This is a genomic window from Haloferula sp. BvORR071 (genome assembly GCF_000739615.1).
Taxonomy (GTDB): Bacteria; Verrucomicrobiota; Verrucomicrobiia; order Verrucomicrobiales; family Akkermansiaceae; genus Haloferula.
The window spans coordinates 38512-50860 of sequence record NZ_BATP01000005.1 but is presented as its reverse complement, the minus strand read 5'-3'; the positions used below and the strand labels follow the sequence as shown (position 1 = coordinate 50860).

The 12349-nt window shown below is 61.9% G+C and carries 10 protein-coding genes; 3 read left to right on the top strand and 7 right to left on the bottom strand.

Going from position 1 to position 12349, the window contains the following annotated elements:
• Nucleotides 1–28: 28 nt before the first annotated feature.
• The gene (locus BV071_RS04220) at nucleotides 29–898 is read right to left on the bottom strand and encodes a mechanosensitive ion channel family protein (RefSeq protein ID WP_035602950.1); all 870 of its coding nucleotides are present in this window, start codon (nucleotides 896–898) and stop codon (nucleotides 29–31) included.
• A gap of 3 nt (nucleotides 899–901) precedes the next feature.
• Nucleotides 902–1699, bottom strand: a complete 798-nt coding sequence (locus BV071_RS04215; RefSeq protein ID WP_035602667.1) for a hypothetical protein — start codon at nucleotides 1697–1699, stop codon at nucleotides 902–904.
• A 290-nt stretch (nucleotides 1700–1989) separates the two neighbouring features.
• On the opposite strand from BV071_RS04215, the gene BV071_RS04210 reads away from it, so the two are divergent.
• Nucleotides 1990–3105, top strand: coding sequence for an aldo/keto reductase (locus tag BV071_RS04210; RefSeq protein ID WP_035602664.1), 1116 nt, complete (start codon nucleotides 1990–1992; stop codon nucleotides 3103–3105).
• A 12-nt stretch (nucleotides 3106–3117) separates the two neighbouring features.
• Entirely contained in the window at nucleotides 3118–3810 is a 693-nt protein-coding gene (locus BV071_RS04205) for an NAD-dependent deacylase (RefSeq protein ID WP_035602660.1), read from the top strand.
• Between the two features lie 41 nt (nucleotides 3811–3851).
• Here the strand turns inward: BV071_RS04205 and BV071_RS04200 are convergent, their stop codons facing one another.
• The 4 genes from BV071_RS04200 to BV071_RS04185 form a co-directional block, all read right to left on the bottom strand.
• Nucleotides 3852–6299 (bottom strand): LamG-like jellyroll fold domain-containing protein, encoded by a 2448-nt coding sequence (locus tag BV071_RS04200; protein WP_035602657.1) that lies wholly within the window; start codon nucleotides 6297–6299, stop codon nucleotides 3852–3854.
• 54 nt (nucleotides 6300–6353) lie between these two features.
• Entirely contained in the window at nucleotides 6354–7130 is a 777-nt protein-coding gene (locus BV071_RS04195) for a LamG-like jellyroll fold domain-containing protein (RefSeq protein ID WP_035602655.1), read from the bottom strand.
• 164 nt (nucleotides 7131–7294) lie between these two features.
• A complete protein-coding gene (locus BV071_RS04190) occupies nucleotides 7295–8863 on the bottom strand; it encodes a LamG-like jellyroll fold domain-containing protein (protein WP_035602652.1) in 1569 nt (522 codons plus the stop codon).
• A complete protein-coding gene (locus BV071_RS04185) occupies nucleotides 8860–9393 on the bottom strand; it encodes a sigma-70 family RNA polymerase sigma factor (RefSeq protein WP_035602649.1) in 534 nt (177 codons plus the stop codon). The genes BV071_RS04190 and BV071_RS04185 overlap by 4 nt, the downstream gene beginning before the upstream one ends.
• Nucleotides 9394–9539: 146 nt before the next feature.
• On the opposite strand from BV071_RS04185, the gene BV071_RS04180 reads away from it, so the two are divergent.
• The gene (locus BV071_RS04180; protein ID WP_035602647.1) at nucleotides 9540–10589 is read left to right on the top strand and encodes a hypothetical protein; all 1050 of its coding nucleotides are present in this window, start codon (nucleotides 9540–9542) and stop codon (nucleotides 10587–10589) included.
• 18 nt (nucleotides 10590–10607) lie between these two features.
• On the opposite strand, the gene BV071_RS04175 is transcribed toward BV071_RS04180, so the two are convergent.
• Nucleotides 10608–12122, bottom strand: a complete 1515-nt coding sequence (locus BV071_RS04175; RefSeq protein WP_035602947.1) for an alpha-amylase — start codon at nucleotides 12120–12122, stop codon at nucleotides 10608–10610.
• Between the last annotated feature and the right edge of the window lie 227 nt (nucleotides 12123–12349).

Below are 12349 nucleotides of genomic sequence, written 5' to 3'. Positions count from 1 at the left end.
CGGCTTCCCTGCCAGGTGAGATGCGGGCTCAAGCAGCTCCCGGCGGCTTGCCCTCCACAGGCTTCTTCTCCGCCATCACCACCACCGGGATCGGTTCCATTGCCCTGCCGCCGCCCAACACCCGGTGTGGGAAGGGCATCTCGATTCCCTCGCGGTCGAAGGCTTCCTTGATCCGCAGCGGCAGCTCGTTCTTCACCTTCAGCACGTCCTGCTTGATGGTCCAGGCGCCGATCATGAAGTTCAGCGAGGATTCGCCGAAGCCGTTGAAAACGATCATCGCTTCAGGCTCGTCCAGCACCGCCGGATGAAGTTCGGCGACCTCGCGCAAGATCTTCATCACCCGGTCAATCGCCTCATTGTAGGAAACCCCCACCGTGAGATCGACCCGCCGGATTGGATAGCGGGTCACGGTGACCACATTGGTCTTCACCAGGGTCTCATTCGGGATCCGCACCGAGCGGTTGTCGAAGGTCCGCAAGGTCAGGGCCATCAGCCCGATCTCCTCGACCGTGCCGGTGAAGGCCCCCACCTCAATGATGTCGCCCTTCTCAAAGGGCCGCTCGCCGACGATGAAGAGTCCTGAGATCAGGTTCGAGAGGGAGGTCTGGGAGGCGAAGCCGATCGCCACGCCGGCGATTCCCGCCGCGCCTAGAACCGCCCCGAGATTGAAGCCGAACTCCTCCAGGATGGCGATGAGGACCAGTAAATAGCCCCCGTAGCGGGCGATTTTTGCCAGCAAATCCCCCCCTTGCTGGCCCAGTCGCCGGCGCAGGATTCCCGCGATGATCCGCGAGACCAGCATCACGATCGGGACCCCGGTGATCAGGATCACCAGCACCCGTGCCGCTCTCTGCAAGACCGGACTGCTCCAGAACAAGTTGTTGAGGTATTCCAGCATCAATCAGGTGAGGTGGGGGTGGCTGACCCCGAGGAAAGTGGAAAAAGCCTCCTTCAGCATGCTGCGCCGCACCCGGCCCAACCGTGGCGGGGTCAGCTCCACTGCATTGGCCGCATCGCCGAAGGGCTTCTGGCCGAAGACCACGCCGCTCAGCGAGTCGTCCTTGTCGCCCGTGCGGATTCGCGCGTGGTTCGACCACAGGCGGCCAAGGTGCTCGAAGACCGCCAGGTGGCCGGTCTCGAAGAAGAGCCGCTCGAAGGGCAGGGTATGGGTGCCGCTGTTGGCGATCTCGACCGTGGAAATGATCGACAGCTCCTGCCAGTCATCGGGGATGAACTGCCGCCGTGCGCGGGTTTTCACCGAGTAGCACAGGGTCCCGGAGATCGGCGTGCCGTGCCAAGTATTTGAGGGCGGGTCGCTCGGCCAGGCATGCAGCCGCACGTATTCCCCTTCGCTGTGGGCATTCAGCTCGATGAAGGCGGGGATCCCGACGAAGAAATTCGCTTTCGCCCGGGGTGAGAGGTGCAGCGCCGAGCGCGGCCGCACGATTACGGGGCGGTCGGGGAAAACCGGGCGGAATTGCAGCTTCACGTCCTTCACCCCGCGGTCCCAGCGCTGCCAGGGCAGCTCGTCCGGGGGCATGTTCAGGTTGTCCAGCACCCGCCGCTGCTCGCCGTAGAGCGCCGCCACCCGCCATTCCTCCAAGACGCTCAGGACCACGAGGGTCAGGTTGCCGAAATCGGCGCGCAGCCATTCGCCATCCTGCAGGGTCCGTTCGTGCCAGCGTTCCGTGGCGGCCATGGGGCTAGGAGACCTTGGAGGCGGGGCAGGGCGCAATAGCGAATGCCGAAGACCCGGATTTCCGGGCGCTGATCCAAGAGATTTTTAACAGGAGAAAGACAAGAGAAAGGCAGGAGTTTTGAGGCTAAGAGATTTAAGGGAGAGGGTCTTTTCATTCTTCCTCCTGTCTTTCTCTTGTCTTTCTCCTGTTCAAATCCCTGCCTTTTCGGAATTCGGCATTTTTTCCCGGATGTCGCGCGGATTTTGCGAGCCGGTTGACCGGGCGGGCCGGGCGCTCTAGAGATTTCCGCATGGATCTGACCACCACGGCTTACGGCACCTGGAGCGCCGGGCGCTTCATGCACTTCGGCGAAACGCTTCCCGAGGACCGCTTCCTCTCCTGCATCGCCACCGCTTGGGACGCCGGCATCCGCACCTATGTGACCGCGGACGTCTATGGCAATGGCAAGGCGGATGAACTGCTCGGGCAGGCCCTCGCCGACAAGCCGCGCGAGGAATACAGCCTCGTCGGGATGCTCGGCCACGATTTCTACGAAGGCCAGCGCCAAGGCGCGAAGGGCTACCCCCGTTTCACCGATCCCGAGCTGCACCAGCCGAGCCACTACCGGGACTACCTGCGAAAGGCTTGCGAGAAGTCGCTCGAGCGCTGCCGCACCGACCGCTTCGACCTGCTGATGCTCCACAATCCGGACCAGACCGGCTACACCAGCGATGCGGTCTGGGATGGCCTGCGCGCCCTCAAGTCGGAAGGCATGGCCGAGCGCCTCGGCCTCGCACCGGGACCAGCGAACGGCTTCTCGCTGGATATCATCGACTGCCTTGAGCGCTACGGCGACGACATCGACTGGGCGATGCTGATTCTCAACCCGCTCGAGCCCTGGCCCTCCTGTCACGTGCTGCCAGTCTGTGCGGAGAAGGGAGTGAAGGTCCTGACCCGCGTGGCCGACTACGGCGGCCTCTTCCATGGCGACATGAAGAAGGGCCACCAGTTCAAGCCCGGCGATCACCGTTCCTACCGCGCCGAAGGCTGGGTCGATCATGGTTTGGACAAGATCGAGCGCATGAAGCCGATTGCCGAAAAGCACGGTCTCTCGCTGATCCAGTTCGCTTCAGTGTGGAATCTCAGCCAGCCCGCGGTCGAGAGCGTGGTACCAACTTTCATCCAGGAAGCCGGCGAGGGAGCCCGCTCGATTGAAGATCAGATCCGTGACTTCGCGGCCGTACCGGACATCCGCCTCAGCGCGGAAGAATCCGCGGCGGTTAGCCAGATCGGCGACAACACCGGCTGCATGATGCTGAAGGGCGCCAGCAAGCGTCACCAGGTCAGCGAGCGCCCCGACGAATGGCCCATGCGCGATGACCTGCTGGCTCTCGCCGGCCGTCGCGGGTTGGGCGACAACTGGTGACCAAGCCGGGCGATGAAGGTCGTGGTTCTAACCGGTGCGGGGATTTCCGCGGAATCGGGGATCAGGACCTTCCGTGATTCCAACGGACTCTGGGAAGGGCATTCGGTGGATCAGGTTGCCACCCGGATCGGCTTCGGCCGCAATCCGGGTTTGGTGAACCGTTTTTACAACCAGCGCCGACAGCAGTTGGCCACGGTGCTGCCGAATGCCGCCCACTTCGCTCTCGCCGAACTGGAGCGGGAACTCGGCGATGACTTTCTGTTAGTCACCCAGAACGTCGATGACCTGCATGAGCGTGCGGGCAGCCGGCGACTGGTCCACATGCACGGCGAGCTGCTCAAGAAGCGCTGCCTCTGGTGCAATTGGGTCACGTCCTGCAATGAAGACCTAAGTCCGGAGGATCTTTGCTCCAAATGCGGGCGAGAAATGGGCATGCGGCCCGACGTTGTCTGGTTCGGTGAAGTGCCTTACGGGCTGGAGCAGATTCAGGCGGTTTTGGAGAATACCGGGATCTTCGCGGCCATCGGCACCTCGGGCGTGGTTGAGCCAGCCTCCCGTTTTGCCATCAAGGCGAAGGTCTATGGCGCACGCACCGTGGAAATCAATACGGTCGAAACAGCAAAGTCGGCAGAGTTTGAAGAGTGCCTGCGGGGGCCGGCCTCAGAGGTAGTTCCTGAGTGGGTCAGGCGGCTTCTGGCAGGGTAGCGCCATGAACCCATATGGCATCTACCCTGCCTGACCACTACTCACGGCAGCTTGGAAATCACGCGGTAGATGCCCGCCGCGGTGGAAGAGTTGAAAGCCCGGGTGGTTTGTCCTTCCTGTCCCTTGGCGTAAGGCAGGGCTGTTTCCCACAAGCCGCTGCCTTCCGACCATTGCTCCACCGCATAGAAGCGGGATGATGAGGAGGGATACAGGATGCTGGCGGTGCTGGCACCCGTGCGCGTGACAGAAGCAGTGAAGCGCGAATCGCTGGAGGTAGGATTGCTGGCACCCAGGAACTCGGTCCGGTTGCTTTGTCCATCCTTGTCCTGGTCGGCATCCGGTTCGCCGAGGCCGGCATTGATGTCGGCGGCGGAGAAAGTGGAGATCATCCAGTCGTAGTAGGCAGCCTCTTCTGCAAAGGCGCTGCCCATCGCTTGCTGGCCGCTGGCATTGAAGTGCAAGCCGTCGCCGTTCATGCCAAAGCCATCGGTGGAGAAGATCGCGGTTCGCGGATCGGCCAGTGCCACGGCATCCTGCGCCGCACGCACTTGATTCAGATAGGTGCTATCCAGTGCCGTTTGTTGGCTTCCGAGGCGTGCGATCACGAAAGGTAGCGTGCTGCCATAGGTCGCCCGCACATCCGCGATGAAGGTGATGAGGTTGGTCTGGTAGGAGCCCGCCGAAGCCGCGACCGCATCACTCTCGCCCTGCATCCAGACGATTGAGTCGAGCTCTAGCGTGGCACCCGGGTATTTCGCCGCGAGCGCCGCGCGGCCGGCAGTGACAGTTTGCTGGAAGGTCACGTACTCCGGGCCATCGCCCGTGGTGGTGGCATTGCCGCCAGCTTTCCACTGGGTCTTCAGGTCGGTGCCGCCATTGGCATACTTGATGATCGCGACGCGGGTTCCCGCTTCGCTTGCATAGAGATCCGCAAGCCGGTTACCCATCACGATCTCCGGGCCGAATTGGGAAGTCTCGCTGAGCCCGGGGCGCAGGGTGGTGAGCGTGCCGGAGCCGCCCTCCACCTTGTAGTAGAAGTCCACATCGGCCTGCGGCACTTGGAAGGCGGCAGGCAGGTCGGCGATCGTGGCCCGGCCATCGGCATTCGATTGTCCCGCGAGTAGCACGATCCGCACCTTGCTCACCGCAGCGGGATCGACCGCCGGATGCTCCTGCGCATACATGGTGGCGACCTGGAGATCGGTCATGGCCTGCGGCATCAGGTGGACCTCATCCAGCGTGCCTTGGAAATTGTAATGCAACGAGGTTGTCGGGTAGGCCTTGCCGATGCTGTCCACATTGAATGAGGTATTGCCCGTCAGCGTCTCGCTGGGCTGGCCGTCCACATACAGTGAGAGGCTGCCTGCACCGTCCGCCACCAGAGTGTAATGATGGAGATCGCTGTCCTTCGCCACCGTGAAGTCGAAGTTGATGTTGTCCGACGAGCGGAAGCGCAGGCCGGTGAAGGAATCATTCAGCCAGATGAAGTCAGCGGTGTTTTCAGCGGTGCCCATCACCATGCCGTGATTGCTGCCGATGGCGTCGCGGCGTGCCCACCAGGCGGCCGACCACGGATGCGCGGAAGTGTAGGTTCCGGCGGAGGGGAGGGACACCAGCGAAGCATCCGTGCCGTCGAGCAAGAGTGAGCCGGGGCCGGTCACCAGCAGGGCCGGCTCGGTGGTGATGGTGGCGTTACCCGCAGCGGTGGCGTTGTTTGCGCCGGTCCCGCTGTCATTGAAGTCGCCATCGAAGCGATAGTGGAATCCGGAATAGGGCGGGACGGCAGTCGCATCATTCGATTGGAAGAGGGCGCTCACCGCAGCGGCATTGAGCGCCTCATCAAAGATCCACACCTCGTCAAGCTGGCCGTTGAAGTCGAAGTCGTTGGTGGGGTAAGCCTCGCCGATCGTATTGAACTGGAAGCCGGTCTGCTTGCCGGTGGCGGGAGTGCCAGAGAGCTGCCCATCCACATACAGGGTGATGGTGGTGCCGGAGCCGACGATGGCGTAGTGGTGCCAGAGGTAGTCCTTGGTCAGCGTGAAGTCGGCCTGTCGCGCCGCCGTGCTGTCCACGCTGCGCCAGCGCAGGCCGGCGCCGCTCGAATCGTTCAGCGCGATGAAAAAGCCCGTCTGGGAGCGGTCGCCGATCACCATGTCCCAAGTCGCGGCATCGCCGGTGTCGCCGGGAGCCTTCTTTGCCCAGAAGGCGATGGTATAGGGAGTGCCGGAGCCGAAGGCCTTCGTGGCGCCGAGGTCGATGTAGTCGCGATCGGCGTGGAAGTTCATGGCGCCAGCTCCGAACTTGAAGTCACCGGCGGTGCTGGTGATCCCGCTGTTTCCCACAGTGCCGTTGTCTACCAGGGTGCCATTGTGGGCATTCCCGGAGGTGTCGGAGTAATCGGTGTCGAAGGAGTAGTGCGCATACACCCCGGCGGTGGCGGGGATGGAAAGGAGCAGGGGAGCGAAAGGCAGGAGAAGATGGCGGGTCACGGAAGAAGTCAGGGCTTGGGTTGCTTGATTTTGGATTTAAAAAGGGAACAAGTGTTAGATCCGGCGTTTGCGGGAGCGGCGGCAGCAGGCCACGGCGAGGCCTCCTGCGCAGAGCAGTAGGGAGGAAGGCTCCGGCACCGTATTGGTCTGATAGAGACTCGTGATCGCGGGAGCGCTGAGGGCTTCATTGAAAATCCACACCTCATCGATCTGGCCGTTGAAATCGAAGTCGTTGGTGTTCGGGTAGGCCTCGCCGATTGTATTCCACTGGAAGCCGGTCATCTTGCCGGTGGCGCTGCTGGAGAACTGGCCATCCACATACAAGCTGATCGTCGTCCCGGAGGCCACGATGGCGTACTGGTGCCACGCGTAGTCTTTCGCCACTGTGAAGTCGGCTTGGCGGGCCGTCGTGCTGTCCGAGCTGCGCCAGCGCAAGCCGGTGCCGGTCACGTCATTCAGTGCGATGAAAAAGCCCGTCTGGGAGCGGTCGCCGATCACCATGTCATAGTCCGCCGCAGTGCCGGTATCGCCCGCGGTTTTCTTGGCCCAGAAGGAGATGGTGTAGGCATTGCCCGAACCGAAAGCGCCGGCCGGCACGTCCACATAGTCGCGGTCCGCGCTGAAATTCACCGCGCCGCCGCCGAACACGTATTCGCCAGCGGTGCTGGTAATGCCGCTGTTTCCGAGTGTCCCGACATCGGTCAGGGTTCCATTGCGGCCATTCCCAGATGAATCCGAGTAGTCGCTATCAAAGGAATAGTGGGCATAGACAGCCGCGTGCAGCGGTGCGAGCAAAGCCAAGGCCGCCAGGCCGGGAAAGAGGGGTTTCATCGGGTTTGAGAACCGGCTTTGGGCATGCCGGTGCTAGGGAATGCAGAAACCGCAAATCGGTTAGCAGGATTCCGCGAAAAAATTTCGCTCTCCGTAGAGGGGGCAGAGCTGCCTTTCGATTTGGAATCTGAAATCTCAGATTTCAAATCTGCCTTCCCGTCGTCTCACTCCCGCAGCATGAAGCGGTTCTCCTGATACAGGGTCTTGATTTGCTCGTCGCTCAAGGCACTGCGGAAGATGAACAACTCGTCGACCGACACCGGCACATTGCCCGGCCCGTCGGGCATCTGGTTATCGCAGGCGACCCTCAAGCGGTTGGCTGGTTCGCTACCGAGCCGTGTATCCACCCCGATATCCATGGCCGCGGTGGTGGTGAATACGCGCTGACCATCGATGTAGTGGCGGACTTCCACCTCGCCGGTCTCGGTAACTTCACCGGTGAAAACGCTGGCGATGTGATGCCACTGGCCGTCCAGCACGCTCATCGTGCCGATCTTGCCCGCTGTGAGCAGGCCATTGGAGCCCCACTGCGTGCCGATGATCCCGGTGACGCAGTGGGCCCGGAAGGTCCAGCTGCCGCCATTGATCGACTGGTCGCCCCACATCACCACGGAGGGCGTGTAGTCCACGCGCTTTGCATTGACCCGGCGCGGGATCGGCCGACCCTTGATCCACAGGGCTACGCTTCGCGGCCCGCTGCCGGAGATGCCGGGAAAGTCGCTTTCAGCAAAACAGTCTCCGCCTGTTAGATCGAGACCCGACCCGAAGGCGCCTGGGGTCAGCTGCGGCGTGACAGCCTTGCCCTTCACTCCGGTGATCCGGATTGGCGCCGCCTCAATCCCCGCAGACTTCGCCGGGAAGCCGCCAGAGCTCTCCTCGTCGAAGGTCCAATGGATATAGGCAGGCTCTCTGGAGAGCTCATCCAGGAATAAGCCGGGATCCACCGGCGCGGGTTTCGAGCGACCTACTAGATCGGAGGTAGCGGCCTGGCCGGGGCCGAGAGTGGTAACGGGAATTCCCGGCGACTTTGATTCAACGCGGAGATTGCCAGCCTCCACTTGGATCCGGTCACCAGCAGTGGAAACTGCCACCCCGAAGCGCGCCCCCGCGCCATTCGCGCGCAGGCGCTCGGTATTCACCGTGAGGTCCTGGCTGCCATCGGGTGACTCGAACCAAGCTTTGCCGCTGGAGAGGCTCACCTGCGCGGGATCGGTGATCTCAAGCGTGGCGGGTCCTTCCACAAACATGCGAGTGCGGGTCCGCGTCACGATTTCCAAGCTGCCGCGATCCACCAGCAGCCGCGTGCCCGGCAGGAACTCGCCATCCCGGCCAATCCCGCCGCTGGTGTATTCCCACAGGGTCTCGGCACCAGCGGTCACCTTCACCGGAGGCAGGCGCGAGGAGCGGATCGCCAGGAAACTCGCCGCCACCGCCAGCAGCGCGATGAGCGCGGCCGCGGCGTAGATCGCTTTGCGTGGCAGCCGCTGCCACAGCGGGGGTGGGGGAATCTGGAAAACCTTTTCCTCGTAATCATGTTCCGGTGCCCATGCCTCGGCGGAGCCGTGCAGCGCGGCGGCGAAGGCCATGTGCTCGCGATAGGCGCGGCGGACCTCCGGGCTCTCGCGCAACTGCGACATCAGCCACCAGTGGTCCTCGGCACTCAAGGCCCCGTCTTCCAGGTCCTGCAGGACCTGTTCCAGACGGCGGCGGGGGATGGAACGGCGAAGACTCATGGCAGGCATTTCCGGCCGACCCGGTCCTCGATACAGCGTTTCAGTGCGGCCCGCAGCCGGAAAAGTTGGACCTTCAGTCCGCTCAGCGAGCGCCCGCTGCTGACCGCGAAATCCTGCAGGCGGATCTTCCGCCAGTAGCGCTGCATCAGCAGTTCCCGATCCTCGGGCCGCAGCTTGCCGAGGCAGGCGCTCAGCGCCTCGATCCGGCTTTCGGTAAGCTCGGGATCGGTTTGCTCCTCCAGTTCGTCTGCCAGCAACTCGGCCACGTCATCGTCCAAGGTCACCCAGCGTCGCTTCTTCAACAGGCGCAGGTGCACCATCACCTGGAAGCGCGCGATCGTCAGTGCCCAGGCCCGGAAATTCGTGCCTATCTCGAACTGACTGCGCTTTGTCCATAGGAGTGCGTTCGTCTCCTGGATTACATCGTCCACCCCCGGCGCCCCCGGCAGCAGCGAGATCACGAAGGAGCAGATCACGCTCTGGTGCTCCGTGAGTAGCTTGACGAAGGGAATGTCCGGATCCGGCTCCATGGTTGGGCTTCCTTGGAGAATACCGGAATCGGCGGAAGGTTAGCAGCCCGGGGGCGATTTTTTCGTGTCAAGTGCGCCAGCCCCTTTCAAACGCCCGATCAGGGCCCGGAATTTTCGTTAGAACTTCATCATGTTCTCGTTCGGGGATGTGGGAGTGGGCGTCGCCTTTGCGGAGATTCATGAATATTCTAGTGGTTGGGACCGGAAACATTGCGAGTACACTCATTAACCTTCTGCTGGAATATCGCGACCTGTTGGGGATTGGGACCCTGTGGGTGCTCAAGAATCGCCTGCAGCCCTGGCAACTTCCTGATCTCGATATCCTGCGGGAGCGCGGCGCGGTCCTTTGTTCTAGGGAGCGGATCGCAGGAATGACTCTCCTGTCCGAGATCGAATCCCATGTGGACTACGTCTTTGACTGCGCGGAGAACGGAACCGCACTTTCCCTCAAGCATTACTACGAGCGTCTGCCGCGTCTGATCGGTGCCTGTGCACAGGGAAGCGAGAAGGGATTTGGCATCCCTTTCATGACGGGGATCAATACCGCGGCTGTTAGAGGGGCTAGGTTCGTCCAGATCGTTTCCTGCAATACCCATGGCACGGCGGCGGTCCTCAAGACTTTCGCGGGAGAAAACCTCGAACGCTTGATCGAAGGCGACACGGTGGTCGTGCGCCGCTGTGAGGATATTGGTGCTCACCAGCGCTTGGTTGCGGCGAGCGTGGTCGCCCGGCATCTCGATCCAGTGATCGGCACCCATCACGCCATCGATGTGATTGATCTCTGGAAGACGGTCGGGATTGCGCCGAATATTTCCAGTTCCGATGTCACGACACCCAGTCAGCTCATGCACGCGGCTCGTTTCCATTTGATTCTGGATCACGAGACCAGCGGCGAGGAGATCAAGGATAGGATCGCGGCCAATCCTTTGGTCGGGACGACCGGGAAATTCGATTCCAATTCGGTTTTCGAGCTAGGCCGGCGCTATGGGTTCCAAGGTCGTATCTTCGAGCATGCGATTGTGGTCGACGGGAATCTCCTAGTGGAGGGAAACCGCATCCGGGGGTGGATTTTCGTGCCGCAAGAGGGCAACACCGTGCTCTCAACTTTGGACGCCTTTCTTTTGCAGGTCGGATTTCCGGAACGAGATCAGGTTCTTGCTGTCATTCAGCAACGCTTGCTCAGAGGACGCTGGTAGCCGGGAATGCCGACTCGCTCAATCTCCGGGCAAAGCGGCGATCATCCCCGCCAGCTCCGCGTGATCCTCCACCCAGACCGATACGGATCCGCCATTGCAGCGGAACTCGGCCCATCCATCCCCATTACTCCGGATCTTGCCGCTCACATGCCCGGTGATGTCCATGAAGTCCGTGTCCCGCTTGCCGACCTCCATCCACTTGCTGCCTTCGGGGCCGTCGCTCAGGATCACGGCCATGGCATGTGGATGCTGCTCGGTCCCGAGTCGGGTCCAGCCGATCGTGTTGAAGTGGTCGAGATAGCTGTACTGCGGGCCGTGCGCGAAGTGCCAGCGGGCGAGCATCAGCAGATCGATGATCCGCTTATGGCTCGCCAGCACGATGTGGTAATCATTCCCGTCGCGGCCCTTGCCGGTGTAGTCCGCGCCGAAGTAGTCGGCCCAGAAAACACAGGGGTAGCCCTCGGAGCGTAGGAGGATGATCGCGTAGGCCAGCGGCTTGAACCAGGGGTCGACCACCGCTTCCAGCGCCTGCAACGGTTGGGTGTCGTGATTCTCCACCAGCGTCACCGCATGCATGGGCGACTCCTTCATCAGGGTTCCATCGAGGATCCGTCCCATGTCGAAGTTGCCGCCGGCTTGGCTCGCCAAGTGGAAGTGCTGTTGCAGCGGCGCGTCGAAGAGATTCAGTTGGCCGCCGGTGTTCCCGATATACCAGACCAGCGTGTCGATGCGCGGGGTCCAATACTCGCCTACGCAGAAGAGATCCCGCCCCGAGGAGGTTTCCAATTCGTCCAGCCATTCCTCGAAGAAGTCGCTCTCGATGTGCTTGATCGCATCCAGCCGGAAGCCGCAGATCGGCGCGGTATCCAGCATCCACTTGCCCCAATACTTCAGTTCGCCGCGGACCTCCGGATGATCCACGTCCAGGTCGCAGCCCATCAGGAAGTCGTAGTTGCCGTTCTCAAGGTCTACCTCCTCGTCGAAGGGCTTGTCCTTCTTCCTCCATATCGCCCGGAACTCCGGCCGCAGGCTGTTGTAATCCACGGATCCGAAGTGCTGCCAGCGCCACTTCATCGTCGAATACTTGCCCTTGCGATCCGGGAAATCGAAGCCGGTATAGGACTTGATCAGGTTGACCCCGTCCAGGGCGCGGTTGCGGTCCGCGGGGTCGAAGGGGATGGCCTCATACTCTTCCTCGAACTCGCCGCCCATCTTGTGGTTGAAGACGACGTCGGCATATACCTCGATGCCGTGCTCGCGGCAGGCGTGGACCGCGGCGATGTATTCCTCACGGGTCCCGTACTTGGTCCGCGTCTCGCCGCCCGGCTTCGGGTTCGCGCCTTGGACAAATTCACCGAGATCGAAGAGATCGTAGATCCCGTAACCGACATCATTGGTCCCGCCCATGGCCTTGGAGGCTGGCGGAAACCAGATCCCGGTGAAGTGCGCCGCTGCCAGAGAAGGAGCAAGTTCCGCGAGCCGCTTCCAGTGCTGTCCGTCGCCGTCGGTATACCAGTGAAAGCCCTGCAGCATCGTGCCATTGAACTCCGCCGCCGGTTTGGTCGCGGCCACATCCGCGGCGTGCTCTTCAAGCCAGCGATGAAGATTGCCGACCGCTTGCCCCTGTTTCGGCGAGACATCGCGGAATTGAGTCCTGAGCTTGTGGAAGGCAGTCTTCATCACCAGTCGCGATAGCGGAATCTAACGCCGGATGCGACAAGATTCTGTGCTGGCTTTACTCCGCTAGGTGGTGCCTAGAG

Bases quoted from the DNA above. Each gene is read 5' to 3' on its own strand.
- BV071_RS04220 (WP_035602950.1), bottom strand. From the start codon at position 898: ATGCTGGAATACCTCAACAACTTGTTCTGGAGCAGTCCGGTCTTGCAG.
- BV071_RS04215 (WP_035602667.1), bottom strand. From the start codon at position 1,699: ATGGCCGCCACGGAACGCTGGCACGAACGGACCCTGCAGGATGGCGAA.
- BV071_RS04210 (WP_035602664.1), top strand. From the start codon at position 1,990: ATGGATCTGACCACCACGGCTTACGGCACCTGGAGCGCCGGGCGCTTC.
- BV071_RS04205 (WP_035602660.1), top strand. From the start codon at position 3,118: ATGAAGGTCGTGGTTCTAACCGGTGCGGGGATTTCCGCGGAATCGGGG.
- BV071_RS04195 (WP_035602655.1), bottom strand. From the start codon at position 7,130: ATGAAACCCCTCTTTCCCGGCCTGGCGGCCTTGGCTTTGCTCGCACCG.
- BV071_RS04190 (WP_035602652.1), bottom strand. From the start codon at position 8,863: ATGAGTCTTCGCCGTTCCATCCCCCGCCGCCGTCTGGAACAGGTCCTG.
- BV071_RS04185 (WP_035602649.1), bottom strand. From the start codon at position 9,393: ATGGAGCCGGATCCGGACATTCCCTTCGTCAAGCTACTCACGGAGCAC.
- BV071_RS04180 (WP_035602647.1), top strand. From the start codon at position 9,540: ATGTGGGAGTGGGCGTCGCCTTTGCGGAGATTCATGAATATTCTAGTG.
- BV071_RS04175 (WP_035602947.1), bottom strand. From the start codon at position 12,122: ATGCTGCAGGGCTTTCACTGGTATACCGACGGCGACGGACAGCACTGG.